30 protein-coding genes and 1 riboswitch are annotated in these 25,622 nt (G+C 58.7%); of the genes, 9 read left to right on the top strand and 21 right to left on the bottom strand.

What is annotated here, in order from left to right:
* Nucleotides 1-11 precede the first annotated feature (11 nt).
* From modB to TM1040_RS03770, 5 genes are all read left to right on the top strand, one after another.
* Nucleotides 12-704: a molybdate ABC transporter permease subunit gene (gene modB / locus TM1040_RS03790; RefSeq protein WP_011537269.1), complete on the top strand. Its 693-nt coding sequence runs from the start codon at nt 12-14 to the stop codon at nt 702-704.
* Nucleotides 701-1,792 carry a molybdenum ABC transporter ATP-binding protein gene (gene modC / locus TM1040_RS03785; protein WP_011537268.1) on the top strand — a complete coding sequence of 364 codons (1,092 nt, stop codon included), beginning with the start codon at nt 701-703 and terminating at the stop codon, nt 1,790-1,792. The genes modB and modC overlap by 4 nt, the downstream gene beginning before the upstream one ends.
* Before the next feature lie 110 nt (nt 1,793-1,902).
* Nucleotides 1,903-2,583 carry an energy-coupling factor ABC transporter ATP-binding protein gene (locus TM1040_RS03780; RefSeq protein ID WP_011537267.1) on the top strand — a complete coding sequence of 227 codons (681 nt, stop codon included), beginning with the start codon at nt 1,903-1,905 and terminating at the stop codon, nt 2,581-2,583.
* On the top strand, nt 2,576-3,166 hold the full coding sequence (locus TM1040_RS03775) for an energy-coupling factor transporter transmembrane component T family protein (protein ID WP_011537266.1): 591 nt from the start codon (nt 2,576-2,578) through the stop codon (nt 3,164-3,166). Before TM1040_RS03780 ends, TM1040_RS03775 begins: the two co-directional genes overlap by 8 nt.
* Nucleotides 3,167-3,205: 39 nt before the next feature.
* Nucleotides 3,206-3,745 (top strand): biotin transporter BioY, encoded by a 540-nt coding sequence (locus TM1040_RS03770; protein WP_011537265.1) that lies wholly within the window; start codon nt 3,206-3,208, stop codon nt 3,743-3,745.
* Nucleotides 3,746-3,852: 107 nt separating this feature from the next.
* Here the strand turns inward: TM1040_RS03770 and TM1040_RS03765 are convergent, their stop codons facing one another.
* The 17 genes from TM1040_RS03765 to TM1040_RS03685 all read right to left on the bottom strand — a co-directional run bounded on the left by TM1040_RS03765 (nt 3,853) and on the right by TM1040_RS03685 (nt 16,748).
* The gene (locus TM1040_RS03765; protein WP_011537264.1) at nt 3,853-4,590 is read right to left on the bottom strand and encodes an ABC transporter permease; all 738 of its coding nucleotides are present in this window, start codon (nt 4,588-4,590) and stop codon (nt 3,853-3,855) included.
* A complete protein-coding gene (locus tag TM1040_RS03760) occupies nt 4,587-5,315 on the bottom strand; it encodes an ABC transporter ATP-binding protein (RefSeq protein WP_011537263.1) in 729 nt (242 codons plus the stop codon). Before TM1040_RS03760 ends, TM1040_RS03765 begins: the two co-directional genes overlap by 4 nt.
* Entirely contained in the window at nt 5,312-5,989 is a 678-nt protein-coding gene (gene tenA / locus TM1040_RS03755; RefSeq protein WP_011537262.1) for a thiaminase II, read from the bottom strand. The genes TM1040_RS03760 and tenA overlap by 4 nt, the downstream gene beginning before the upstream one ends.
* Nucleotides 5,986-6,921: an ABC transporter substrate-binding protein gene (locus TM1040_RS03750; protein WP_011537261.1), complete on the bottom strand. Its 936-nt coding sequence runs from the start codon at nt 6,919-6,921 to the stop codon at nt 5,986-5,988. The genes tenA and TM1040_RS03750 overlap by 4 nt, the downstream gene beginning before the upstream one ends.
* Nucleotides 6,922-6,941: 20 nt before the next feature.
* Nucleotides 6,942-7,898, bottom strand: coding sequence for a HesA/MoeB/ThiF family protein (locus tag TM1040_RS03745; protein WP_011537260.1), 957 nt, complete (start codon nt 7,896-7,898; stop codon nt 6,942-6,944).
* On the bottom strand, nt 7,895-8,491 hold the full coding sequence (locus TM1040_RS03740) for a thiamine phosphate synthase (protein ID WP_011537259.1): 597 nt from the start codon (nt 8,489-8,491) through the stop codon (nt 7,895-7,897). Before TM1040_RS03740 ends, TM1040_RS03745 begins: the two co-directional genes overlap by 4 nt.
* On the bottom strand, nt 8,488-9,258 hold the full coding sequence (locus TM1040_RS03735; protein ID WP_011537258.1) for a thiazole synthase: 771 nt from the start codon (nt 9,256-9,258) through the stop codon (nt 8,488-8,490). Before TM1040_RS03735 ends, TM1040_RS03740 begins: the two co-directional genes overlap by 4 nt.
* Before the next feature lie 2 nt (nt 9,259-9,260).
* On the bottom strand, nt 9,261-9,455 hold the full coding sequence (thiS, locus tag TM1040_RS03730; protein ID WP_011537257.1) for a sulfur carrier protein ThiS: 195 nt from the start codon (nt 9,453-9,455) through the stop codon (nt 9,261-9,263).
* Nucleotides 9,439-10,413, bottom strand: coding sequence for an FAD-dependent oxidoreductase (locus TM1040_RS03725; RefSeq protein WP_011537256.1), 975 nt, complete (start codon nt 10,411-10,413; stop codon nt 9,439-9,441). The genes thiS and TM1040_RS03725 overlap by 17 nt, the downstream gene beginning before the upstream one ends.
* Entirely contained in the window at nt 10,410-11,213 is an 804-nt protein-coding gene (thiD, locus tag TM1040_RS03720; RefSeq protein ID WP_011537255.1) for a bifunctional hydroxymethylpyrimidine kinase/phosphomethylpyrimidine kinase, read from the bottom strand. The genes TM1040_RS03725 and thiD overlap by 4 nt, the downstream gene beginning before the upstream one ends.
* A 43-nt stretch (nt 11,214-11,256) precedes the next feature.
* A riboswitch (TPP riboswitch) is annotated at nt 11,257-11,360 on the bottom strand.
* Between the two features lie 89 nt (nt 11,361-11,449).
* Nucleotides 11,450-13,216, bottom strand: coding sequence for a SulP family inorganic anion transporter (locus tag TM1040_RS03715; RefSeq protein ID WP_011537254.1), 1,767 nt, complete (start codon nt 13,214-13,216; stop codon nt 11,450-11,452).
* A gap of 69 nt (nt 13,217-13,285) precedes the next feature.
* Entirely contained in the window at nt 13,286-14,170 is an 885-nt protein-coding gene (locus tag TM1040_RS03710) for an MBL fold metallo-hydrolase (protein WP_011537253.1), read from the bottom strand.
* Between the two features lie 26 nt (nt 14,171-14,196).
* Nucleotides 14,197-14,625, bottom strand: a complete 429-nt coding sequence (locus tag TM1040_RS03705; protein ID WP_011537252.1) for a DUF6691 family protein — start codon at nt 14,623-14,625, stop codon at nt 14,197-14,199.
* Between the two features lie 4 nt (nt 14,626-14,629).
* Nucleotides 14,630-15,061, bottom strand: a complete 432-nt coding sequence (locus TM1040_RS03700; RefSeq protein WP_011537251.1) for a YeeE/YedE family protein — start codon at nt 15,059-15,061, stop codon at nt 14,630-14,632.
* Nucleotides 15,062-15,063: 2 nt separating this feature from the next.
* A complete protein-coding gene (locus tag TM1040_RS03695) occupies nt 15,064-15,276 on the bottom strand; it encodes a YgaP-like transmembrane domain (RefSeq protein ID WP_011537250.1) in 213 nt (70 codons plus the stop codon).
* 95 nt (nt 15,277-15,371) lie between these two features.
* The gene (locus tag TM1040_RS03690) at nt 15,372-16,037 is read right to left on the bottom strand and encodes a Crp/Fnr family transcriptional regulator (protein ID WP_011537249.1); all 666 of its coding nucleotides are present in this window, start codon (nt 16,035-16,037) and stop codon (nt 15,372-15,374) included.
* Between the two features lie 9 nt (nt 16,038-16,046).
* Nucleotides 16,047-16,748 (bottom strand): GntR family transcriptional regulator, encoded by a 702-nt coding sequence (locus tag TM1040_RS03685; RefSeq protein ID WP_011537248.1) that lies wholly within the window; start codon nt 16,746-16,748, stop codon nt 16,047-16,049.
* 201 nt (nt 16,749-16,949) lie between these two features.
* Here TM1040_RS03685 and TM1040_RS03680 point away from each other — a divergent pair, with 201 nt between their 5' ends.
* From TM1040_RS03680 to TM1040_RS03670, 3 genes are all read left to right on the top strand, one after another.
* Entirely contained in the window at nt 16,950-18,035 is a 1,086-nt protein-coding gene (locus TM1040_RS03680) for a TRAP transporter substrate-binding protein (protein WP_011537247.1), read from the top strand.
* 67 nt (nt 18,036-18,102) lie between these two features.
* Nucleotides 18,103-18,600: a TRAP transporter small permease subunit gene (locus tag TM1040_RS03675; RefSeq protein ID WP_011537246.1), complete on the top strand. Its 498-nt coding sequence runs from the start codon at nt 18,103-18,105 to the stop codon at nt 18,598-18,600.
* The gene (locus TM1040_RS03670; protein WP_011537245.1) at nt 18,597-20,147 is read left to right on the top strand and encodes a TRAP transporter large permease; all 1,551 of its coding nucleotides are present in this window, start codon (nt 18,597-18,599) and stop codon (nt 20,145-20,147) included. Before TM1040_RS03675 ends, TM1040_RS03670 begins: the two co-directional genes overlap by 4 nt.
* A gap of 72 nt (nt 20,148-20,219) precedes the next feature.
* Here TM1040_RS03670 and TM1040_RS03665 read toward each other — a convergent pair whose 3' ends face one another.
* From TM1040_RS03665 to TM1040_RS03650, 4 genes are all read right to left on the bottom strand, one after another.
* A complete protein-coding gene (locus tag TM1040_RS03665; RefSeq protein ID WP_011537244.1) occupies nt 20,220-21,080 on the bottom strand; it encodes an ABC transporter permease in 861 nt (286 codons plus the stop codon).
* Nucleotides 21,077-21,943 carry an ABC transporter permease gene (locus tag TM1040_RS03660; RefSeq protein ID WP_044026491.1) on the bottom strand — a complete coding sequence of 289 codons (867 nt, stop codon included), beginning with the start codon at nt 21,941-21,943 and terminating at the stop codon, nt 21,077-21,079. The genes TM1040_RS03665 and TM1040_RS03660 overlap by 4 nt, the downstream gene beginning before the upstream one ends.
* On the bottom strand, nt 21,943-23,052 hold the full coding sequence (locus TM1040_RS03655) for an ABC transporter ATP-binding protein (RefSeq protein ID WP_011537242.1): 1,110 nt from the start codon (nt 23,050-23,052) through the stop codon (nt 21,943-21,945). The genes TM1040_RS03660 and TM1040_RS03655 overlap by 1 nt, the downstream gene beginning before the upstream one ends.
* Before the next feature lie 68 nt (nt 23,053-23,120).
* Nucleotides 23,121-24,197 carry an extracellular solute-binding protein gene (locus tag TM1040_RS03650; RefSeq protein WP_011537241.1) on the bottom strand — a complete coding sequence of 359 codons (1,077 nt, stop codon included), beginning with the start codon at nt 24,195-24,197 and terminating at the stop codon, nt 23,121-23,123.
* 282 nt (nt 24,198-24,479) lie between these two features.
* Here TM1040_RS03650 and TM1040_RS03645 point away from each other — a divergent pair, with 282 nt between their 5' ends.
* Nucleotides 24,480-25,394 (top strand): LysR family transcriptional regulator, encoded by a 915-nt coding sequence (locus tag TM1040_RS03645; RefSeq protein WP_011537240.1) that lies wholly within the window; start codon nt 24,480-24,482, stop codon nt 25,392-25,394.
* Nucleotides 25,395-25,622 lie beyond the last annotated feature (228 nt).

Raw genomic sequence — 25,622 nt, 5'->3', positions numbered from 1 at the left:
GCGGGCAGGGCATGCTAGGCTATGGACCGGACGAGATCCAAGCCATCCTGCTCTCCGTCAAGGTGGGCTTTTGGGCCATGACCCTGAGCCTGCCGCTCGGCATTTTAACAGCCTATGCGCTGGCCCGTTGGAATTTCCCCGGCAAATCGCTTTTGAATGGGCTGGTTCACCTGCCTTTGATCTTGCCGCCGGTGGTGACAGGGTATCTGCTGCTGCTGCTCTTTGGGCCAGCGGGGCCAATGGGACGGCTCCTGGCCAACTTCGGTATCTCGGTCGCGTTCAAATGGACCGGCGCAGTGCTTGCGGCAGCGATCATGGGCTTTCCGCTGCTGGTGCGCGCCTTGCGGCTGTCATTTGAACTGATCGACCCCAAGCTGGAGCGTGCAGCCTCAACTCTTGGCGCCTCTCCGTTTTGGGTATTCTGCACGGTGACACTGCCGCTGGCCTTGCCCGGGGTCATTGCGGGCATGGTGCTGGCCTTTGCCAAAGCCATAGGAGAGTTCGGCGCAACAATCACGTTTGTGGCAAATATTCCCGGAGAGACGCAGACCCTGCCTTCGGCGATCTACGCCTTCCTACAGGTGCCCGGTGCCGAAACAGCGGCGATCCGGCTCGTGATCATCTCGGTGCTGATCTCCTTTGCTGCCTTGCTGCTCTCGGAGGCATTGAACCGACGTCTCGCAAAGAGGCTGGCCACCACATGAGTTTTGACGTGGATATTGCCCTGTCCCAAGGCCAGTTTCGCCTGGATGCACAGTTCTCCGTGCCGGGTGGGCTGACGGTTTTGTTCGGCAGATCCGGATCAGGCAAGACCACCCTGATCAATGCGGTCGCAGGGCTGATTGCGCCAGAGCGCGGCCGTATCCAGATCGGCCAGCGGGTGCTTTATGACTCGGGCAGGGGGGTCGCGCTGCCCGCCCACAAACGACGCCTTGGCTATATCTTTCAGGACTCGCGGCTCTTTCCTCATCTCAGTGTTCAACAGAACCTCCTTTATGCGCATCGCTTTCTCCCCCGATCCAGCCGCACCGCTGACCCCGATCGGATCGTGGACCTGTTGGGGCTGGGCGCGCTGTTGCAGCGCCGTCCTGCGCAGCTTTCGGGAGGGGAAAAACAGCGCGTTGCGATTGGGCGCGCGCTTCTCGCCGCCCCGGAACTGCTTCTAGCGGATGAGCCGTTGACCGCGCTTGATGAGGCCCGAAAGCTTGAAATCCTGCCGTATTTCGAGCGCATCAGAGACGAGCTCAAAGTGCCGGTCCTATATGTCAGCCACGCTGCCAGCGAAGTGGCCCGTCTAGCGAGCCATGTTGTTGTTCTGGATCACGGACGCGTCACACAGGTCGGGTCCGCCAGCGGGGTGCTCTCGGATCCTGCGATTGTCCCAACCGGCGTGCGCAACGTGGGCTCTGTACTCACCGCAGAGCTGTTTTTGCAGCACTCCGATGGGCTCAGCGAATTGCGCATCAATGGGCTAGAGCTGTTTGTGCCCCGGATTGAACGCCCGATTGGGACCGTGATGCGCCTGCGCGTTGCCGCGCATGACATTATCCTTAGCAACACCAGACCCGAAGGGCTTTCGGCCCTGAATATTCTGCCCGGAACCATCACGGCGATCCGCGCGGGCGAGGGGCCAGGGGCCTTGGTGACACTTGAAACTGCCGGGGGCCCGATGCTGGCCCGCGTCACCCAGAGGTCGGTTGCAACGCTGGATCTGAAGGTCGGCAAAGCCATCTATGCGATCATGAAATCCGTGGCCATCGCACCGCAAGACATTGGTACAGATGGGCTTTAGCGCCACCAGCGCGATATTATAGATAATATATTCTTTTCAAGTCGCCGGAGATCTCGTATAGCGCTAGCCAAGGCTCCTTGGGGTAGCGCGGAATAACGGGATCGAAACCTATGATCGAAGTTCAAGATGTCAGCCTGACACTGGATGATCGGCCGATCCTGCGCGACATCAACCTCACGCTGCGCGAAAAGCGAATTGCCATCGTGGGAAGCAATGGCAGTGGCAAAAGCAGCTTTGTACGTTTGCTGAACGGTTTGCGCTTGCCGAGCTCGGGTAGGGTGTGCGTGGATGGCCAAGACACCCGCACAGAAGGCCGCAAACTGCGCCGTCGCGTGGGGTTCGTGTTTCAAAACCCCGATAATCAGATCGTGTTTCCCATCGTCGAGGAAGACGTGGCCTTTGGCCTCAAAAACCTTGGTGTCCCCCCAAAAGAACGTGACGCGAGGGTCACTGCTGTGCTCGAGCGCTATGGCTTGCAAGAGATGCGCAAACAGCCCGCGCATACATTGAGCGGAGGGCAGAAGCAGCTTCTAGCGATTGCGGGCGTGCTTGTGATGGAGCCTGAGTATGTGGTGCTCGACGAACCGACGACGCTGCTTGATCTGCGCAACACGCTGCGAGTTTCGCAGGCAATCAGCGCACTCGAGCAAACCGCAATCATGGTGACTCATGACCTTGACCTCATTCGGGAGTTTGACCGCGTGATCGTCTTTGAACAGGGCCGGGTCTTTGCGGACGACGTGCCGAATGCAGCACTCGAACGCTACGTGGAGGCGATGCGCGATGCTTGACCTCTATGTCGATGGGCGCTCCGTTTTGCACCGGTTGGGGCCAGGTTGGAAGATCCTCGCGCTGGCAGTTTCGGGCACCTTGCTCTTCGCTGTGGATCATATTCTGCTCACGCTCGGCTGGTTATGCCTCACACTTGCGCTCTACCTTGTGGCGGGCCTGCCGCTCTCTCGGGCGTGGCAACAAATCCGTCCGGCGCTCTGGATTTTTGCGCTCATCTTTCTGGCGCAGATCCTGTTCAATAGCTGGCAACTGGGACTGTTCGTGGTCATACGGCTTGCGGTTCTGTTGATGATGGCAGGGCTTTTGACGCTGACGACCAGATCCAGCGATATGATAGATGGCATCGAAGCGGGACTCAGGCCGCTTCAGAGACTAGGCCTTCGGACCAAAGGCATTAGCCTCGCGATCTCGCTCACGCTGCGGTTCATTCCCGTGCTCACAACTGTGGTTCAGGACGTCCGCGAGGCCCAGAGTGCCCGCGGCCTAGATCGCAGTCTCTTTGCCATCGCCATTCCCTCGATTATTCGCACGCTGCGCATGTCCGAAGAGATTTCAGACGCCATCGACGCGCGCGGGTTCTAAAGCAAAACACTGTCACACCGACATAAAGGAGCCTTTCAAATGGCCACCAAAGATATCGTCCTGATCGCGCTCTTTGCGGCGCTCATTGCTGCCCTCGGCGTTGTGCCTCAGATCACCATCCCGATGGCTGGCGGAGTACCAATCACCGCGCAGTCCATGGGCGTCATGCTCGCCGGGGCGCTCTTGGGTGCCAAACGTGGCGGCTTGGCCGTGGTGTTGTTTCTCGTTTTGGTGGCCGTGGGTCTGCCGCTTCTGTCGGGGGGCCGAGGTGGCGCGGGCGTGTTCTTTGGTGCCTCCGGTGGCTTCTTGATCGGTTTCCCCATCGGTGCCTTTATGATCGGCTTTCTCTTTGACAGACACACGGGCCAGCCGGGGTTTGTGCCATCGCTGATCTATGTCCTGATCGGTGGCGTCGGAGTGATCTACCTGCTGGGTGTCCCGTGGCTCGCACAGGTGGCAGAAATCTCGCTTTCACAGGCTCTTGCCGGATCACTTGCATTTGTGCCCGGAGACCTCATCAAAGCAGTGCTCACTGTTTTGATCGCACGCGAAGTCCGCAAAGCGATGCCGCATCTCTGAACAATGCGCGCCTGAGGGGCTTACCCGCGGGCGCGATAGCTATGATCGCATTTGAGATGCACGAAATCCCATAATGGTAGTTATGTTAACTCAGAACTACAGCGTTCTTATGACCGAACATGACGTCCTAGATCTCGGGTGAGCCTGCGCACGACCAGATGTAGCAGGACTGAAAACACGCCCAGCGTAAGCATAGCGGCAAACATCAAATCCGTCTTGGCCCGTCCATTGGCCAAGAGCATCAGATACCCCAGTCCACGAGACGCACCGACCCATTCGCCGATGACGGCTCCGATGGGCGCATAGACCGCGGCGAGCCGAATGCCCGATGCCAGTGATGGCAAGGCCGCAGGCACGCGGATATGCCACAGAACGCGCAAGGGCGTGGCCTGCATCGTGCGCGCCAGATCAAGATACCCTTGCGGCGTCCGCATCAAACCATCGAAAAACGAGGCCGTGACCGGAAAATAGATAATCAGTACCGCCATCGCAATTTTCGACCACAGGCCAAAGCCGAGCCAGAGCGTGAGGATCGGCGCCAGCGCAAAAACAGGTAACGCTTGGGTGAAAACAAGGATTGGTTGCACGAGCAGACGCGCAGTGCGCGATGTCGCCAGATGGAGCGCGGTCAGGACGCCGAGCGCCACACCGATCACCAGCCCGATCAGCACCTCCGCTGCGGTGACAAGTGTGTTTTCGGCAATGACTGCGAGATTGTCCCACCACGCCTGTGCGACAATCACTGGTCCGGGCAAAATGAATTTGGGCAAACCCGTCAGGCTCACGATGGCCTGCCACAAGAACAGAGCAAAAACGGTTGCAGCAAGAACAGGCCATGGCTTCATGCGCCCTGCCCCCGCAAAAGCCTCATCAAGGCTGCCTGGCATTTGAGCGTTTCCAACGCCTCCACCGGTCTGGGAACAGAAGTGGCGGGCGGCGGGCATGTCATCAGTTTGTTCGGTGTCATGATGGCGATCTGGTGCCCGAGCCGCGCAGCCTCAGATGGGTCATGGGTCACGATCAAAACAGTCTTGTCCTGCAGCACCTCGACCGCCAGCTCTTGCATCAAGGCCCTGGTCTGGGCGTCCAGCGCCGAAAACGGCTCATCCAAGAGGACAACGGGCTTGTCTTCTACCAAAGTGCGCGCCAAGGCCGCCCGCTGCCGCTGGCCGCCGGACAGCTCCGCGGGGTGCTTGGTGGCGTGATCAGACAGCCCGACCCGCGCCAGGATCTCGTCAAGGTCCAGACGGTCCGTCGGTTCCGCGCGAAGGCGCGCACCCAGTTGGACGTTTTCGCGGATTGTTGCCCATGGCAGCAACAGGTCGTCCTGGGCCATGTAAGCCACCCGCGACGGGAGTGCGCCCCCGTCGCTGGCCGTTATGGTGCCATGAAATTCCGCACCGGTTGGCAGACCACAGACCAGCCGCAAGATCGTTGATTTTCCAACGCCTGACCCGCCCAAAAGGCAGGTCCAGCGCCCAGCATCCAACGTGAGCGACACCGGCGCAAACAGAGCCGTGCCGTCAATCGACGCCGATCCCTTGATCGTGATGCTGGGCGCAAGGCTCATGGCGTGAGTCCCATTTGCCAGAAGCCGACTTCAAGCTCTGTTGCAGTGTGGAACGTCTGACACAGGCGGGACCATCTCGGCGACGAGGTGAACTCTGCACCCAACCGGCGCTCGAGTGCGTCGTCAAGCAAAGTTCCGACCGCTTTGCAGGCGGCCTGATAGTCGTCACCGCCATAGGTGTCGATCCAGTCCCCGTAGAGCGTCGAGGTCGCCTCGGCGGTCAGACGCTTTCCGATCTCGCCATAACCCATCACGCAAGGCGCCAACGCCGCAAGCAGATCGAGCAGATCCCCACTGTATCCCGCCTCCAGCACAAAGCGCGTGTAGGCGAGGTTCTCGGCCCGCTCGCGAGTGGCGAACAGCGCTTCCTGCGAAATACCTGAAGCCTCGCATATGCCGATATGGAGCTGCATCTCCTCAGCGACCAACGCATTCACTGTGCCAACGGCCGCCAGCATCTCGCTGTGGGTTTCAGATTTGACGACCGCAAGCGCCCAAGCGCGTGAAAAGTGGATCAAGAACACATAGTCCTGCTGCAAATAATGCAGAAACGCCTCTCGCGGCAGGGTTCCGGCTTTGAGCCCCTCGACAAAGGCATGGTGAGTATACGCCCGCCACGCCGGTTCTGCCTCTGCGCGCATCAAGGAGAAAGCCTTGCCATAGGGTTCGCTCATGGGGCAGTCACGTCGATTGCGATGGCGTCCACCGGGTTCAAGCTGTCAATCATGCCGCTGTCTTTGAGAAAGGCCTCAAACCGTGTGTAGCGGCCCGCATCAAACCCGGCCGGGCGCAGCGCAAAGCGAGGCAGCGTGTCGACCCATGCGCGTGCATTCAATTCGTCCTGCAGCTCGGTCGAGGTGGCCGCAAAGATTTCCCAGCTTTTCTCGGGGTTGTTCACAATGTACTGGGTCGCCTTTTCCGTTGCTGCGAGGAAACGCGCGATTTTGTCCGTGTCCATCCGCTCTGGATTGGCGACATAAATCAGCTCATCATAAGAAGGCACACCTTCCTCTTCGACGTAGAAACACCGCCCCTCGACGCCTTCGATCTCCATCTGGTTCAGCTCAAAGTTCCGAAAAGCACCGATGACTGCGTCAACCTGCCCCGACATCAGAGAGGGCGACAAAGAGAAGTTCACATTAATCATCTCAATGTCGTCAGAGGAGACACCATGCTGGCCCAGCATCGCTTGCAGCACGGCCTCTTCGACACCGGCCACGGAGAAGCCGATTTTCTTGCCGGCGAGGTCTGAAAGATCCTGAATTGGGCCATCCTTTAGCACCAGAAGACAGTTCAGAGGTGTTGCAACCAAGGTGCCGACGCGTTTCAGAGGCAGGCCTTCGTGGATCTGAAGGTGAAGTTGCGGTTGATAAGAAACGGCCAGATCCGCCTGACCCGCAGCCACGAGCCTTGGGGGGGCCGATGGGTCTGCGGGAGCGACAACCTCGACCTCGAGGCCCTGTTCGGCGAAATAGCCGTTTTCCTCGGCAATAATGATCGGGCCATGGTCGGGATTGACGAACCAATCCAAGAGCAGTGTCATTCTATCCTGCGCCATGGCCGGGGTGGCGGCCAGCATGGCCAGCGCTGCGATGAGCGTCTTCATAGTAAGCGTCCTTCCTGTCCTTAGGATGCGGAGGCCGCGACGAGAACGATCTCGCCCGGCCAGATGGGGTGAATTCTTTCTGCCGTGCGCCAGGCCCGCAGACCCGTGGCGCAGCACAGCACCAAACGTTTTTGGGGATTGGGCAGGGTCTGCAACAGCATCTCTGCGTCCGATCGCCTGGCCTTTGGGTGAAGCAGTGGCGCATCTGCGCGCAACTCGATGATGTGATCATCTGCCTGTAGCTCTTCGATGGCTACAAACGGAAAGCTCACCTCGGGTTCGGGCGCATGGTCGAAACGAAAGGTCGTCGAGCGATAGCTGCGACAATCCAGCTGTACCATTTGGCCCAGAGGCGAGGGCACATGTTCCAAGAGAATATTGAGCGCCATCTGAGCCTGCAACGCGCCAATCATTCCAACCACAGGGCCATAGACACCTGCCGTCTCACAGCTGGCACTGTTGTCGGGGGCATCGGGGAACACCGCCCGCAAGGAAGGCGCCCCACCGCAAAAACCGCCAACATATCCGCCTGACCCCAGCACCGAAGCGCTGATAAGCGGAGTCTTCTGGGCATGGCAGAGATCGCTCAGGAGGTAGCTCACGGCATAGCTGTCCGCACAATCGAGCACGAGATCCACATCTGCAAGAACGAGCGGCGCATTGGCTGGAGTGAGCGCATGTGCAACCGCGACGATCTCAATTTCACTGTTGAGGGCGCTGCAGCGCTGCGCGGCGACTTCGGCTTTGGGACGGCCACAGTCGGTTTCTTGAAACAAGGTCTGGCGATGCAGATTGGACAGGCTCACAACATCGCCGTCGATCAGGGTGATATGTCCGATCCCGGCCCCCGCTAAGAGCGGCAGAACCGGCGCAGCGAGACCCCCTGCCCCTACAACCAGAACGCGCGCAGTGCTGAGACGCGCCTGCCCTACAGCCCCCACCTCGGGCAGCATCATCTGGCGAGCATAGCGGCTCATCGCGTGGCCTCGACCCATTGCCGCACCCGCGCTTCGGGATCTGAGTTGAGGGTGATATCGGTGACCACAGAAACGATGTCGGCGCCGGCCTCAAATACCCCGGGCGCGCGCTCGACAGACATGCCGCCGATGCCGACCAACGGGATAGAGCCGATCCGGGTTTTCCATTCGCGCACCCGCGGCAGCCCCTGCTCGTGCCATTTCATATGCTTCAGGATGGTCGGGTAGACCGGTCCCAGAGCCACATACTCCGGTGACAGTGCAAGCACGCGATCAAGCTCATCCTCATCGTGGGTGGAGACACCCAGTTTGAGACCGGCAGCGCGGATGGCTTTCAGATCTGCATCGTCGAGATCCTCCTGGCCAAGGTGAACCCAATCGCAGCCCAGCTCGATTGCAAGCTGCCAGTAATCGTTCACAACAAGAACCGCGCCATGCTGACGACAGAGACCGCGGGACCGTGTGATTTGCTGCTGAACCACGTCGATGGGCTGATCCTTGATGCGCAATTGCACCAGCTTGACGCCTAATGGCAGCATCCTCTGCAGCCAATTGGCGTCGTCAAAAATCGGATAGAAACGATCGAGCGTCATGACAAAAACGCCTTTCCAATCACAGGTGTCGAGGCTTCGGCCATATCGCGCGCCTCGATCGGATCAGCCGCATGCGCCAGTTGTCCGGCTTCAATTGCTGCCATCATCGCGCGTGCCATCATCGGAGGATCACCGGCACGCGCAACGGCCGTGTTCAGCAGCACCGCGTCAAAGCCCATTTCCATCGCCTGCGCGGCGTGGCTCGGCAGGCCAATGCCCGCATCGATCACCAAGGGAACCTCGGGAAACTCCGCACGCATCGCGCGCAGGGCATAAGGGTTGTTCAGCCCCCTGCCGGACCCGATCGGCGCGCCCCATGGCATGAGCACATCGCAACCTGCCGACAAAAGACGCTCGGCAACGATCAGGTCCTCGGTGGTGTAAGGAAAGACTTTGAAGCCCTCCCCGGTCAGGATCTTTGCGGCTTCCACCAGTTGAAACACATCCGGTTGCAGGCTGTCGGTATGGCCAATCAGTTCAAGCTTGATCCAGTTCGTGTCAAAAACCTCGCGCGCCATATGCGCTGTGGTCACAGCTTCTTTGATGGTGTGGCATCCGGCGGTATTGGGTAGAATATGCACGCCAAGATCCGCAATCAGCTTCCAAAAGGACGCACCCGCCCCCCCGGCCCCTTCGCGGCGCAACGAAACTGTCGCCACCCCGGCTCCGCTTTGGCGAAAGGCCTGTTCCAGAACCGCAGGGCTTGGATATTGGGCGGTGCCCAGCATCAGAGGATTGGGCAGCTCAACGCCGTAAAAGCTCTTCATGCTCAGCCCCCCTGCATCGGTGCGAGGATTTCGATCCGGTCGCCATCGCTCAGGGGCTGCGTCGCGCGCTGAGTTGCCGGGACAAAGGTTTCATTGACTGCCGTTGCGACCCGTCCCGAAAATCCGCGTTCTTCCAGCAGCGCCGCGAGCGTGGTGGCCGTGACCTCCACCGCCGCGCCGTTAACAGTGATCTTCATCAACCATCTCCGAATGTATGTTGTTGAGCACCAGATCCGCCACGCCACGCGCCAACGCGGGCGCAAGAAGATACCCGTGCCGATAAAGCCCATTGGCATAGATCCGCCCCTTCAACCGGCGGATCCGTGGCAGGTTGTCGGGAAATGCAGGGCGCAGATCGACGCCGATCTCGAGGATCTCCGCCTCGCCAAAGCCCGGGTTCAGCGCATAGGCAGCGCTGAGCAACTCAAGCATCGAGCGCGCGGTAATCCGGGCGCGGTCTTCGCTCTCGATCATGGTTGCGCCGAGCATATAGAGGCCGTCTCCACGCGGCACAACGTAGAGAGGCATCCGCGGGTGCAGCAGTCGCACAGGTCGCGTCAGCGTCACATCCGGGCAGCGGATGACCAGCATTTCACCCTTAACACCGCGTAGATCCTTCAGGCAATCGCGCGCCTGCAAACCTCTGCAATCAATCACATTTTCAAGATTGTCCGGCGCGCACTCAGCATGAAACACCACGCCCTCTTGCATTAGCCTCTGATAGAGATCCGCAAGCGCCCGGCGCGGGTCCAGATGAGCCTCTTCTTCAAAAAAGAGGGCCTGCGAAAAGCCAACGAGATCGGGTTCCAGTTCCGTGATGTCGTGGTCGATCTGACGAAACCCTTCGGTGCGGCGAGCAAAGCGGCGCAGATCCGGAATGTCGCGCCGCCCGGCCACCACCAAAGTGCCGCGATGGGTGACTTGGGTTCTGTCCTGCCACCACTGGATTGCCTCTTGCCCCAGCCGCAAGACCGGCTCTTCGGCGTTTTCGTATTCGCACCAAGGGGCAAGCATGCCCCCTGCCCACCACGAGCACCCATGGGCGCCGGGCGGACCGGCGGGGTCAAAGACCTGCACCCTTGCGCCGCGCGCTACCAGTTCCGTGGCAACTGCGAGCCCAGCGACACCCGCTCCGATGACAGAATAGAGCATCATGCGGACCAGAAGGCGTGGAAGTGATGGACAGGGCCGTGACCATGACCCACGGCCAGCGCATCCGCTTGGGCAATTGCGCCTTGAAGGTACTCATGCGCCTCCTGCACGGCCTCTGGAAGCGTCAGGCCTTTGGAGAGGCCAGCGGCAATGGCAGAGGAAAGGGTGCAGCCGGTGCCATGGGTGTTTTTTGTGTGCTGGCGCTGCGCACGGAAACATGCGCGGACCTCGCCCCCCGAAACAAGAATATCTTCGCAGATCTCCCCTGCCCCATGGCCGCCTTTCATGAGTACAGCCTGTGCCCCCAGCTCGCAAAGTGCGAGACCTTGCGAGATCATCTCATCAGTCGACTGCGCAACCGGTTGATCCAACAGGCACGCCGCCTCGGGCAGGTTCGGGGTCAGAACAGTGGCGCCTGGCACAAGCTCCTTTCGAAGGCTGTCGACCGCATCCGCAGCAAGCAGCGCATCACCGGATTTGGCAATCATCACCGGATCAAGGACGATTTCCCCCGAAAATGCGCCGAGCGCCTCATGGACACAGCCGATTATGCCCGGGGTAGCGAGCATTCCAATCTTGATCGCGCGCACATCAAGATCGCTCAGAACAGCCTCAATCTGAGCCGAGATGACCTCTAGCGGGATTGAATGCACCGCCGTTACGGCGCGGGTGTTCTGGGCGGTGATGGCCGTAACCACGCTGGCACCGTAAACGCCAAGCGCGGACATGGCCTTGAGGTCCGCCTGAATACCGGCGCCGCCGCCACTGTCAGATCCTGCGATGGTCAATGCGATATGCGCCACTACAATGCTCCCATAAATAGGGGCACCGGCAAAGAGAGAGTCCGCACATCAGTAGACCGTTCCCTACGCCGGTATTGCCCGGATCAGGTTCGATGGGTTAGCGCATGCACGCCTCTCAGCCTCCAGGAGGCACCCCAACGGTTCGCTGTTCAGCTAGCAACTGTGTCGCGTGAAGTCAAACGCACCCGCTCTCATGGCGCGCGTTATGTGCAACGATCTCTTGTAACAAGATAGGCTCATGCGCCGCAGCGCAGCTGGTCGCCCTGCCCTGTGTCCGCAGCGCCCTGTTGCGCCCCCGCGGTCAGATTGGCCCAGGCCTCATATTGAGAAAGGAAGATCTTTCCGTTCATTTCGTCAATGAAATCAGATCTTTGAAGGCGATCCATCACGGGCCCTTTGACCTCGGAAAGGTGGAGACCAACGCCCATGTCCTTTAGGCGGTGATTGATGGCTTCGAGGCTCTCGAGCGCAGAATAGTCCACCATGTTCACCGCCGAAAACATAAGCACCACATGTTTGATCGCGCAGCCTTCGGTGACGCGTTTCTGGATCAGGTCCTCGAGAAATCGGGCGTTGACGAAGTAGAGACTTTCATCGACGCGCAGCGACACCAAACGGGGGTCCGTTTGGACGTTGTGACGATCGATGTTGCGAAAATGCTGGGTGCCGGGCACCAGCCCAACCTCCGCCACATGGGGGCGAGAGGTCTTGTAGAGGTGCAAGACCACAGAGAGGATGACGCCGGAAGCGACACCGATTTCGACACCGAGTCCCAGGGTCAAAAGAATGGTGGCCGCAACAGCGATGAAGTCGGCATGCGAATAGGTCCAGGTTTTTTTGAGGATCGACAGGTCGACGAGGCTCAGCACAGCCACGATGATGGTCGCCGCTAGTGTCGCGATCGGCAGGTAATAAACCAACGGGGTGAGGGCCACGGCGGCAAGGGCCAACCCGATGGCCGTGAAGGCCCCAGCAGCCGGCGTCTCGGCGCCAGCGTCAAAGTTCACAACCGACCGTGCAAAGCCGCCTGTCACCGGGTAGCCACCGGTAAAGGCGGCCCCTAAATTGGCCGCGCCGAGGCCGATCAACTCCTGATCCGGGTCAATGCGCTGGCGTCGCTTGGCGGCAAGAGTTTGCGCCACGGAAACAGACTCAACAAAACCGATGATGGAAATCAGGATCGCGGGCACCAGAAGCGCTCCGATCAGATCGGGAGCAAAGCCCGGCATCGTGAGCGGTGGTAAGCCTTGGGGTACTTCACCCACGATTTTGACGCCCTTCTCAGCAAGGTCAAATCCCCAGACAACCACAGTCGTGGTGACGACGGCCGCCACTGGCCCCGCCTTGTTCAGAATATCCGCCAAGAGCGGCGGCGTCCCCATGCCATGCAGTGTCTGCTTCAGGTGTTTGCGAGCCCAGAATAGAAAGCCTGTCGCGCTGGCTCCGATCAACAAGGTGATCCAGTTTACCTCGCCCAGACGCAGCGCGATCGAATAGAGCATCTCCGGCAAGGTATGACCTTCGGCACGAATGCCGAGGATATGTTTGATCTGGCTTGTCGCGATTAGAATACCCGATGCGGTGATAAAACCCGCTATGACCGGGTGGCTCAGAAAATTGGCAATGAAGCCAAGTTTGAGCACCCCCATCAGAACCAGAAAGCTCCCCGACAAGAAGGCCAGCGTGAGGGTCGCGACGACATACCCCGCCGTGCCCTGTTCGGCCACTTGCCCCACAGCAGATGCTGTCAACAGCGACACCACCGCAACCGGACCAACCGCAAGCGCCCGGCTGGTGCCAAAAACCGCATAGAGCAGGATAGGCGCGATGGAGGCATAGATCCCCGCTTCGGGCGGCAATCCCGCCAAAAGGGCATAGGCCAACGACTGCGGGATCAACATGATCGTTACGATCACCGCCGCTATGAGATCATTCGACAGGGCGGATTTGTCGTAGTCCCGGCCCCATACGAGGATGGGGAAATATTGGCGAAAGCTCGGCATTCTTATTGGGGTTCCTTATGCAGCCAATCGCGCCCGGGCAGGGCCCGCTACGCGATGGTGATGCGAAGATCAGAGACCATTCAGAGGCACCTTGAGCATAGGATGCCCGTCTTTGTCGGTGGGCACCTCGCCTGCCCGCATGTTGACCTGCAGGGATGGAATGATGAGCTTCGGCATATCAAGCTGCGCGTCCCGCTGGGTGCGGAATTTGACAAACTCCTCCTTCGAGATGCCGCCGCCAACGTGGATATTATGGGCCTTTTCGTCGCCCACCGAAGTCTCCCACGCGATGTCTCGCCCGTTCGGGCCATAGTCGTGGCACATGAACAGCCGCATCTCGTCCGGCAGCGCCAGCACCTTTTGGATGCTGTCATACAGGGTTCCAGCGTCACCGCCGGGGAAATCCGCGCGGGCAGAGCCGCCATCGGGCATAAACAACGTATCGCCGACAAAGGCTGCATTTCCCATCACATGTACCATACAGGCGGGCGTGTGACCGGGCGTATACATCGCAAAAGCCTGCATCGAGCCGATCATATAGGTGTCGCCGTCCTCCAGCAGTCGGTCGAACTGGGAGCCATCGCGCTGAAACTCCGTGCCTTCATTGAAGATCTTGCCGAAAGTGTCCTGCACCACCATGATCTTGGCACCGATTGCGATCTTACCGCCCAGCTTCTCTTGGATGTAGGGCGCGGCCGAGAGGTGATCCGCATGAACATGGGTCTCGATGATCCACTCCAGCTGTAGCCCCTGCGACGTGATGTGATCGATCAATGCATCGGCATGCTCATAGGTGATCCGCCCCGCCGCATAGTCGATGTCCATCACGCTGTCGATGATGGCGCAGGCGGACGACGCGGGATCCTTTACGATATAGCTGATCGTGTTTGTGGCCTCGTCAAAGAAAGCCTGAACCTCGGGTTTGACGTCCATATTCACAGGGTAATGGGCCATAGAATCCGCTCCGGATAGCATGTGGATTAAGAGGTGACGTTACTGGGCAAGTTTGAAAGAAGACGGCGCAGAAAAAAACCGCCAATGACTGCGAGGAGGAACAGCGCGACCTCCCAGCGGCCGGTGCCCAGGGCCGGGATCGCCGCACCAGGACAAAAGCCGGCGATGCCCCAGCCAACCCCAAAGAGCGCCGCACCCCCCACCAGTTTTGAGTCGATCAAGGTCGAAGAAGGGATCTGAAAGCGCCCCTCAAAAAGCGGTGCCTGCCGGCGCCAGACCAACCGGTAGCCGATAAATGTGATGGTGAGCGCGCCGCCCATCACAAAGGCAAGACTTGGATCCCACCCCCCTGCAATATCAAAGAAATTCAGAACTTTGGCGGGATTCATCATCCCAGAGAGCGCGATCCCGACGCCAAAGACAAGGCCGGTCAGAACAGTATAGATAAATCGCATCTTGTTAGCCTCCAAAAACGTGACGGATCAGGAATACGGTTATGGCCGCGGTTGCCATGAAGGTGGGGACCGCTACGATAGAGCGCAGCGAAAGCCGCGAGAGGCCGCAAACGCCATGCCCGGATGTACAGCCAGAGCCAAGGCTTGCGCCGAAGCCAACAATCACGCCGCCAATGACGATCATGGCGGGACTTGAGGGAACCGAAATGGCAGGCATCACGCCGGTGGCGAAATAAATCGCTCCGGGCGCGAGCAGCATGCCGAGTATGAGCGCGACGCGCCAAGACAGTTCTTCTCGCGAGGTCACAAAGACTGTGCCCGACAGAATTCCTGTTGCCCCCAAGATGCGGCCCAGTCCGAGCATCAGCAGAACGGCAGCCAAGCCAATCAAGGTCCCGCCCCCAAATGACAACACAGGCGTAAAGTCAGTTTGCATTTTTATCTCCGACAGGTTTTGAGACCAAAGATGGTGTAGAAGGGACAGACCCGCGTCATCGCCACCACCAGCATTACCACAGCAACCGCGATTGCGCCGTATCGCACGATAGCGCTTTGAAAGAGCGCAAGGTCGCTCATCAGCGCAAGATACAAGAGTCCCAGCGCCAGTGCCGCGCGCAAGATCCGGTCAAGTGTTCCGACATTCATCGCCATGCCATTCTCCAATTAGATCGTTGACCAAAATCTAACCGGTTGGCGCGTCAGCTTCAGTGATATTGTCACCCAAGCGGTTTTTTGTGGCTGCAGCCTCAGACGCTCTCGGCCATGGCGCGCAATGCGACGCGGTTCAATATGGTGATGCGCCCTCGAGATTGGCTGATCATTTCCCGCTTTTGAAAGTCGTGCAGCACCCGCGAGATTACCTCGCGCGCGGTTCCCAATTCGCTGGCAATCTGCTGGTGCGTCGCCGCGATTTCACTATCTGCGCCCGCGAGTGTCAGGAGTCGGTCGGCAAGGCGCACATCAATGCGCCCAAAGGCCACATCATCCACCACCCGCAGCAGATCAATGAGTCGGCGTGAATAGGCTGCAAACACAAAGGAGCGAAATGCGGGTTCCTCGGCCACCAATTGGTCAAAAGTAGACTTCGGGAGCTGAATGACGGTCACATCGGTTTCGGCAATGCCCTCGGCGTTATAGGCCTCCTCAGCGAGCATGCAGGCGGTTGTAAGGACACAGCTTTCACCCGCATCCACACGGTAGAGCACGATGTCGCGGCCATTGTCCGAGCTTTGCGAGACCCTGATGGTCCCTTTGAGCAGAAACAGCAGACTGTCCGGCAGGTTGGCCGGACCAAAGACTTCCTGCCCTTTCTTGTAGGTCTGCGCATGGCTCACCTGTTCGAGGCGGGTACGGGTGGCATCGGGCAAGGCCCGGGTGCCCTGAAAATGCGCGGTCCAATCTGCGATCTGCATAACCGTGTTCTATCCTTGGGTGAACAATTGATAGCCGGGATGAGCCACGGCGCACAGACTGGAAATCGGCGCAGCACCGATCCAGGTTGTGCGCTCCATCACAAACAACGCGTCGCCGTCATGGCTTTGCAGGACGTCCTGATCGCTCGGGGTGGCTTTGCGGGCATAGAGACGCAGATCGCAGCGGCTGTAGGGACGATTGCGCACCAGCCATTCATTGGCGTTCTCCCGTGTCAGGTCCACGTCGGCGATTTCGGGAACTGTCTCTAGGCAGATCCAGCGATCTTCAAAGATATAGGGACGATTGTCCGCCAGATGCAGCGCCTCGACCCGCAACATGTTGCGGGGTTCAGAGAGATCAAAGTTTGCCATGATCGCAGGCGGGGTTGGCTGGACCGACTTGCGTAGCAAACGGTGCCGATACTGGCTCCCCCGTCGCTCCACTTCGAGCCGGGTGATCGGAATGTCCAAGGTCGCCCGCGTGACCGGATCCCGCCGGACGGTGGTGCCACCGCGGCGCTTGCGCTCGACCACCCCGCTCTGCGCCAGATCGCGCATTGCCCGATGAACCGTTGAGCGCGCGCAGCCAAATTGCAGGGCGAATTCCTCGTCGCGCGGCAGCTTGTCTCCCGGCCCATAGGTCGAGTTCAAGATCATGCTGCGAATACTGTCCCGGATCTCCATCCAGGAATGTCGTCGCTTCTCCACCATCTACCACCCTCAAGGTCAACCGCCACCCATTGCCTGATAATTGTGCAAGCCCCTGCTTGTCCAGATTGCCTTGGTCAAAGGGTGCGAGGAAGATTGACAACAATATGTACCTACATATTAAAGTAAAGCACCTACAAAACAAAACCGAGTCTGCATCCGGCGCGCGCCAGATCGCAGACCTACCGACAGAGGACTGGACACATGCAAAGACGCGCGTTTCTCAAGACTGGTGCCATGGGCGCAGCCGCCACAGCCTTGGCGAGCCCAGCGATTGCCCAAGGAAAGATGCAATGGAAGCTGGTCACAGCCTGGCCCAAGAACCTGCCGGGGCCGGGTGTCGCCGCACAGATGCTCGCAAACCGCATCACAACGCTGTCGGGTGGACGTATTGAGGTCAAACTCTTTGCTGCAGGCGAGCTTGTGCCGGGACGCGGCGTCTTTGATGCGGTCTCCGAAGGCACGGCAGAGCTCTATCATGCGGTTCCGGCCTACTGGGGGTCCAAATCCAAGGGCATTTTGCTTTTTGGCTCGCAGCCCTTTGGCCTGCGCGCAGACGAGCAGTTTGGCTGGCTCTACCATGGTGGCGGTCAGGCGCTCTATGACGAGATGTATGGCCGCTTTGGCATCAAGCCTTTCCTCTGCGGTAACTCCGGCCCGCAATGGGGCGGCTGGTTCAAAACCGAGATCAATTCCGCCGAAGACCTGAAGGGGTTGAAGTTCCGCACCACGGGCCTTGCATCCGAAATGGCGTCGAAACTTGGCATGGCAGCCGAAGCCACAAGCGGACCGGCCATGTTCCAAGGCCTGCAAACGGGTGCATTGGACGCAGGCGAGTTCATCGGCCCCTGGACCGACAGCGCGCTTGGCTATTACCAGGTCGCCAAGAACTACTACTGGCCCGGCGTGGGTGAACCCTCTTCTGCCGAGGAATGCGGGGTAAACGCTGACGTCTTTGCCGAACTGCCGGATGATCTCAAACAGGTTGTCTCGCTGGCCTGCGAAAGCCTCTACAATCCGGTCTGGACGGAATACACCACCAAGCACGCACTGGCGCTGAAGAAAATGGTCGAAGAGGACGGCGTTCAGGTCAAGATGTTCCCGTCCGACGTGATCGAGGCCATGGGCACCGCAGCAGCAGAAGTCATCTCTGAGCTGCGCGAAGACGAAGACGAACTTGTGCGCCGTATCACCGAGAGCTTTATCAGCTATCGCGACAGTGTGGGCGGCTACATGACCTATGCCGACAACGGCCAGATGAACGCCCGCGCCTCGGTTATGGGCTACTGATACCGACACCAATCTGCCGGCGCTCATAATAACCGAGCGCCGGCTTTTTCTTGAAAGAGGGGGCAGGATGATACGGGTTGCCGATGCTTTGGATGGCATCAATCGCGGGCTTGCGCATGTGATCCGCTGGTTGGCGCTGCTGATGGTTCTGGTTCAATTCGCCATCGTCGTGGGGCGATATGTCTTTGGTGTGAACTCTATCGCGGCACAGGAGAGCGTGCTCTATATGCACTCTGCGCTTTTTATGCTGGCGGCGGGTTACACGCTGCTCGTGGACCAACATGTGCGTGTGGACGTGTTTTTCGCAGGCCTGAGCCCGGCCGGGCAACGCCGCGTCGATGTCTTTGGGCACCTGTTCCTGCTGATGCCGTCCATGACCGCCCTTCTCTATTGGTCCTGGCCGTCGGTGCGCAATTCCTGGTCGATCCTTGAAGGACCGCTCGCAGTAGGCGGCATCGAAGCGGTTTTTCTGCTGAAATCCCTGATCCCCGCGTTTTGCGTGCTGGTCATGCTTCAATCGCTCTCCCTACTGATCCGCCTGCTCTTTGAAAGTGATCGCCGATGACTTCCTCCCTCGACCTGATCATGTTTGCCGCCTTGATGGCGGCCATCCTCATGGGATTTCCGGTCGCCTTCTCGATTGCGGGCATCGCTGTGTTTTTTGCCTATCTGGGCTGGATGCTGGGGGTGATGGATATTTCGCTCCTTGGCGCCTTTGGCCAGCGGGTGTTTGGACTTCTGAGCAATGAGGTGCTGATCGCCATTCCGCTGTTTGTGCTGATGGGTGCAATCCTCGAAAAGAGCCGTATCGCAGAAGAGCTTCTGGACACGATGGGGCGTCTTTTTGGGCAGCTCAAAGGCGGTCTCGGAATTTCCGTTGTATTGGTTGGAGCGCTTCTGGCGGCGTCCACCGGCATTGTGGGCGCAACCGTTGTCGCAATGGGCATGATCGCGCTGCCGGCGATGCTGCGGGCTGGTTATGACCCAAGAGTCGCCTCGGGCATCGTCTGCACGGCGGGCACGCTGGGACAGATCATTCCACCCTCGACGCTGCTGATCATCCTCGCCGATGTTATGTCCAACGCCTATCAACAGGTCCAATACGAACAGGGAAAGTTCGCTGTCGAAGCCTTGTCAGTGGGCCAATTCTTTGCCGCGGCCCTGATCCCAGGGCTTGTACTGGTGGTACTTTATCTTCTGTATATCCTGATCCGGGGCCTTCTGCGCCCCGAGGACATGCCTTCGGCTCCGGCTGGCATTGCGCGACCTCATCGCACCGAAGTGTTGCGGGCGGTGGTGCCCCCGATCCTTTTGATCTTTGCCGTGCTGGGCGCGATCCTTGGTGGCGTTGCCACCCCGACCGAGGCCGCCTCGGTCGGAGCCATCGGCGCGTTGTTGATGGCCGGTCTCAGGACCGGAGGCCCGCTTCGCAGCATCTTGCTTGGCGCGGGCGCGCTGATTGCTCTCGGCATCTTGTCGGGCCTGCACCCCGTCCGCCTGCAGCGCAACGATCTGAGCAGCATGGATCTGGTGATAGGCTTGTTTTATGCGCTGCTCGCAGCTGCCGGCGCCATTGCGGTGCTCCTGTCTCTGCGCGCGGGTCTGAAGAAGCGCATCCTGCATGATGCGGTCACCTCTACGGCCACCATGACCTCGATGATCTTTGCCACCATGCTCGCAGCGAGCATGTTCTCTCTTGTTTTCATTGGCCTTGGAGGAGAGGACCGCGTTGCGCATATCCTGAGCGAGTTACCCGGCGGTCCCTCTGGGGCGCTCTTGTTCTCCATGTTGTTTATATTTGTGCTGGGATTCTTTCTCGACTTTGTCGAGATCTCCGTAATCGTCTTGCCACTGGTGACGCCAACCTTGATCCTGATGGGACATGATCCGGTCTGGCTCGGGATCTTGATCGCGATCAACCTTCAGACGTCCTTCCTGACACCACCCTTCGGCTTTTCGCTGTTTTACCTGCGAGGAGCCGCCCCAAAGGAGATCACAACGCGCCATATCTATCAGGGCGTCATCCCCTTCATAGGTTTGCAGGTGCTTGGAGTGATCCTGGTCTGGTTCATCCCCGGTCTGGCCACATGGCTTCCCGAGGCCATCTTCTGACGAACAACCATGACGACAAAAGCAAAACGCCGGGGCAAGATCCACCCCGGCGTTCTTTGTTTCTCGCTTTGGTCAGCTGCCGGGCTTTTGTTTCTGAAACAGAAGCGACAGAAGGCCAAGTACAGCTGAGATTATGATCAGGAGCAAGGAGACAGCATTCAGAACCGGCGTCGAGCCTTGTTTGAGCTTGTCAAACATGGTGATGGTCAACGGCGAGTCCGAGCCCACTAGCATCAAGGTGGTGTTGAAGTTCTCAAAGCTCATGAGGATCGACACGACTGCCGATGCCACGATAGCAGGCAAAAGGAACGGCAATGTGATCTGCCGTATTGCGCCCCATTTGCTTGCGCCAAGGTTCAAGGCGGCTTCCTCAAGGCTCGGGTCGAACTTCTGAAGACGCGCGGTGATTACCAGGGTTGCGAAGGTGGTGATAAAGGAGAACTGACCAAGGATCACCAGCGGCAACCCCGGGCGCAACCCGTCAAACCACATGCCTGTCGCATCCTCCAGCGCGTTTGCAGCAGAACTCGAAAACACCAGAATGGAGATCCCGAGGATCACGCCGGGGATAATCAGCGGCATCAGCATCAGCATGTAGAGCAGTGCCTTGCCGCGGAATTCATGACGTACGAACAGAAAGGCGTTGCAAGTGCCAACCGCCACCGCGAGCCCGGAGACCCAGAGCGCGACGAAACCAGACGTTCCGATGGAGCGCAGAATGGAGCGTTCGTTGAACACGCCGATGAATGGCGCCTCATTGCCAAAGAACCATGCCAGCGTGAAACCTTCCCACGGCAGCGATGGGAAAACGCTGTTGTTGAAGGCAAAGACGCAAACCACGGTCAGTGGCAACGCAAGATAAATGAAGAACGCGGTGACGTAGGCCCGATAGCACCATTTGGCAAACCCAGGCTGGGGAACAGTAGGTATCATGAGCGCCCCATCGTTTTAGAGAGAGTCTGGCCCGAGAGTTTGAGACCAAGGAAAACCACCAGCGACGAGAGCGCCAGCAGCAAGAAGCCGAAGGCCGAACCGAGCTCCCAGTTAAACCGGGTAATGAACTGCGTGTAGATCATGCCCGTGAACCAAAGGCTGTCTTTCCCGCCCAGCAGGATCGGGGTGAGATAGTTTCCGAGCGAAAGCATGAACACAACGATACAGCCTGAAACGATCCCCGGCATCGCGTGAGGGATGACGATCTCGCGCATGATGGAGGTGCTGGTGCCCCCCAGATCATATCCCGCTTCGATCAGGCTGTCGTCGAGGCTGTCGAGCGTTGTCACAAGTGGCACAACCATAAAAAGGATCGACGTGTAGACGAGACCCACCATGATTGCAGCATCATTGTAGAGCATCTCGACCGGGCCACTCACGAGACCAAGAGATTGCAGGGCATTGGAGAACACGCCCGTTTCGCGCAAAAGGATCATCCAGCCAAAGGTGCGCACGAGCTCTGAGACCCAGAACGGGATCATGCACATCAGAAACAGAACTGTTTTAGTGCGCCCGCGGGTAAGCTTGGCAATGTAGTAGGCGATTGGAAATCCAAGTACCAAGGTCAGCGCAGTGGCAAGGATCGACATGATCGCAGTGCGAGCAAAGGTGCGCCAATAGAGCGGCTCGGTAAAGAACGCCGCGTAATTCCCAAAGCCGGTTTCATACTCGCGCGGGCCCACTTTCTCGCTGATCGACACCAGAAAGAGCCCCACATGGGGCAGGATGATCAGCACCACCAGCCACAACAGGATCGGAGCGAGCAGCAGGTAGAACCCCAAACGGGAGGCGTCGGAGGTCATCATCCCGCCTCCACCGCAGCAAAACAACGCGCATCCATTGGGCGCCAGCGGGTGAACAGCTTGTCCCCTTTTTGCAGGGTGGCAAAATCGCCAGTCTGCGGCAACGCGACTTTCAGAAGCTCACCCGCCGCACCGCGCACGCTCACCGTGCTGTTAGCGCCGTTGAAGAGTACCGTCTCGACGACACCGGGGCTGACATTCGCGGCATCGTCGCCTTCGTTTGTGGTGGGTGAAAGCGCGATTGCCTCCGGACGCAGGAAGATCTGCGCGCGCTGGCCTTCGCTCAGATCAGAGTTTGCAGCCTCAACCCGCATCTGCGCACCGGTCGGGGTCTCAAAGGTCAGCATCGCTCCATTTTTGGATTTGAGCTTGGCATCAAATTTGTTCGCGTCCCCCACAAATCCGGCCACAAAGGCGGTCGAGGGATGGTGATAGACCTCATGAGGAGCACCGATTTGCTCAAAGCGCCCCTTGTTCATCACGGCGATGTTGTCGCTCATCACCAGAGCCTCGGATTGGTCGTGAGTGATGTAGACAAAGGTCGTGTTGAACTCGGCCTGCAGCGCCTTCAGCTCCACCTTCATATGTTCCCGAAGCTTGAGATCGAGCGCCCCGAGAGGTTCGTCCAGCAACAGGACGTCTGGCTCTAGCACCATGCAACGGGCGATGGCCACGCGCTGCTTCTGGCCGCCAGAGAGCTGATCGACACGACGCGCAGACACCCCCGGAAGGCCTACGCGCTCCAGAACTTGCTCCACACGCGTCTTGATTTCCGCCTTGCCGACGCCACGTTGACGCAGACCAAACCCGACGTTGTCACCAATGTTCATGGTGGGAAACAGCGCCAGATGTTGAAACACCATCGACACGGGGCGCTTGTTCGGCGCCACGCCGATCATGGACTTGCCCTTGATCCGCAGATCGCCGCTGCTCGGGGATTGAAATCCCGAGATCATCCGCAGCAGCGTTGTTTTTCCGCAGCCCGAGGGGCCTAGAATGGAAAAAAAGGAGCCCTGCGGCACCTCAAAGCTGACACGGTCTACAGCTCTGAAATCGCTGAAGTCTTTTACCAGATCGCGGCATTCCAAATCGGGGTGAGAGTCTGTCAAGTTGTAACCTCGTGATTGAGAAAGGGCACCCTGCAACGGGTGCCCTCCACTGAATTTTGTGGGTGCGATTAGTTGGCCGCGTTGATCCGGTCGAGGCTTGCCCCTTCCATCGCTTCGAGACCTGCGGGCACCGGGGGATACCACTTGATGTTGTCGATCGCCTGCTGGTCAAAGCTGCTCTGGTAGCGCGCTTTGAGGTCCGCATCGACAGCTGCATCACCATCAACCGCTGCAGTGAAGTTCCCGGCGGTGTTGGTGATCATCGCCGCGATTTCCGGGCGCATCACAAAGTTGATCCAGTCATAGGCCGCATCATCTGCACGGCCACGGGCAGGCAGAACAAAGGTGTCGATCCAACCCAGCGCACCGGACTTTGGTGCAACAAAGGTGATATCGGGGTTGTCAGCGTTGAGCTGCCAGCCACCGGTATCCCAGGCCATGGACGCCACAACTTCGCCGGAGCGCAGCAGGTTTTTGATCTCGTCGCCACCATCCCAATAGGTTTTGACGTTGGCTTTACACTCGGTGAGTTTCGCTTCGACCTGATCGAGGATCCCCTGATAAGCAGCGCTATCGCCATAGGCCGCAAACGGGTCCAGACCCATGGAATAGGCGAAACCAATCAGAGTCGGGCGCTTCAAACGATAAGAAACCTTGCCTGCAACCGAGTCGTCGCAAAGATCACTGTAGTCCTGCACATTGCCTGCCATCTCGGTATTCACCACAAGACCGCTGGTGCCCCAGACATGCGGTACGCCGTAGACTTCACCCTCAAAGGTCGTGTTTGCAGCGGTCGCGCTCAGCATCGACGGAATGAACAGATCCGCATTGATGCGGGACATATCGATCGGCTTGTAGATGCCGAACTCTTCCTGCGCGCTGGTGATGCGGTCCTGGCTCGGCTGGGCCAGATCAAAACCGCCGCCATTGGTGGCGCGCAACTTTGCGATCATCTCTTCGTTGTTCGAGGTGGTCACTTCGACTGTGTGGCCGGTTTCTTCTTCGAATTTCGCAATGACGTCTTCGGGCGCGTAGCCGCCCCAAGTCAGAAGGCGCAGCGTTTCCGCCCCTGCCATCATCGGTAGTGTTGCCATCGCGGTTGTGACCACCGCGATACGGCTGAATTGCGCAAGCTTATCTGTCATGGTGAAATTCCCCTTCTGTTGTCGTTGGCGACCAAAAGCACAGGCGCTGATGGCCCAAGCGCACCGCAAAGCAGGTCAAGATCCCTGACATCTGTTTCCGGCAGATCAAAACGCAGCACGCTCCCTTGTTGACGCCAGCCGACCCTCGGCAGAGTCGGCTGTTCGCTCTTTTTCGAAGCGTGCCGCAGTCGAATGTATAATTCAACATTATTATTTCTGTTACATATAATGCTGCATTATGATTGGGTCAGGGCAAGTGACTTTGGGTGAGAGGAAAACGGGATGATTGGGGACGAACCGATTCGCATCAGACAGCTTCAAGCCCTTAATATTCTTGCTGAAAGTGGGACGATGAGCCTGACCGCAAAGGCGATGAACATCTCTCAGCCTGCGGTGAGTCGGCTGCTGTCAGATCTGTCCAAAGAACTTGGATACCCGCTTTTTTCTCGCAGCGGACGCCGGCTCACGCTCACACGTGAGGCACAGTACCTCTTGCCAGAGATTCAGCGGATCTTTGGGGCCATGGGCCAAATCCGAAACCTGCGCCAGAACATTCAGGATGGTACCAGCGGCCATCTGAAGATCGCCTGCCTGCCCGGATTCTCCACGAGTCACTTGCCAGGTGTGGTGGCCGATTTCCTGGCGGCGCGCCCCAAAACCACCCTTACGATCGAACCGGACCGCCCCGAGCGGATTCTCGACTGGGTCATCGGTGAGCAATATGACTGTGGCATCACGGATGGATTTCGCTCACATCACGCGCTGGACAGCAAGACGATCCCCATTCGATGTGTTTGCATTTTCCCGGAAGGCCACCCTCTCGAAGCCAAGTCCGTTATCCACCCCGAGGACCTGGCAGGAGAGCGCATTGCCCATGATCGCTTTGGGAGTGAGTTCTACCTGCGCCTGCGCGACATCCTTGATGCGGAAGGCATTGCGATGGACAATTTCATTGAGACCCGGCAGTTCACCTGCGCGTGTGAACTGGTTTCCAAAGGGGTCTGTGTCTCGGTCGTAAGCGAACTTGATGCGCAAGAATACATCGGCAAAGGCGTCAGCTTTCGCCCCTTCTCTGCTAATATCACGCACCAGCTTTCTCTGGTCTGGCCCCGCCATACGCCCACGTCAATTCTCACCCTTGAGTTCCTCGGGCTCTTTGAAAAAAGCCTTGAGCCTTACGCAATGACAGAGACCTGATCTCGCATGCTCCGGTCCGCAGATCGCAAATTTCTTCCGGGATCTTCGTTGACGGAGCATCGCTCCGGGAACAGGTGAAAAACTCGATGAAATTGCGCAGAATGGATCTTGTGTTTTCAAATCCCGCAGGATAAACGCTGCCCACAGCGAGGATGTGGTCCTCGCGCTCAGCACCGGATGCGATTTGACGTACAACCCAGCGCGTCAGTTTGCAGACACGCAGTGCAG

This window comes from Ruegeria sp. TM1040, assembly GCF_000014065.1.
Lineage (GTDB): Bacteria > Pseudomonadota > Alphaproteobacteria > Rhodobacterales > Rhodobacteraceae > Epibacterium.
The sequence above is the reverse complement of the archived record's forward strand: the minus strand, read 5'-3'. Positions and strand labels throughout refer to the sequence as shown.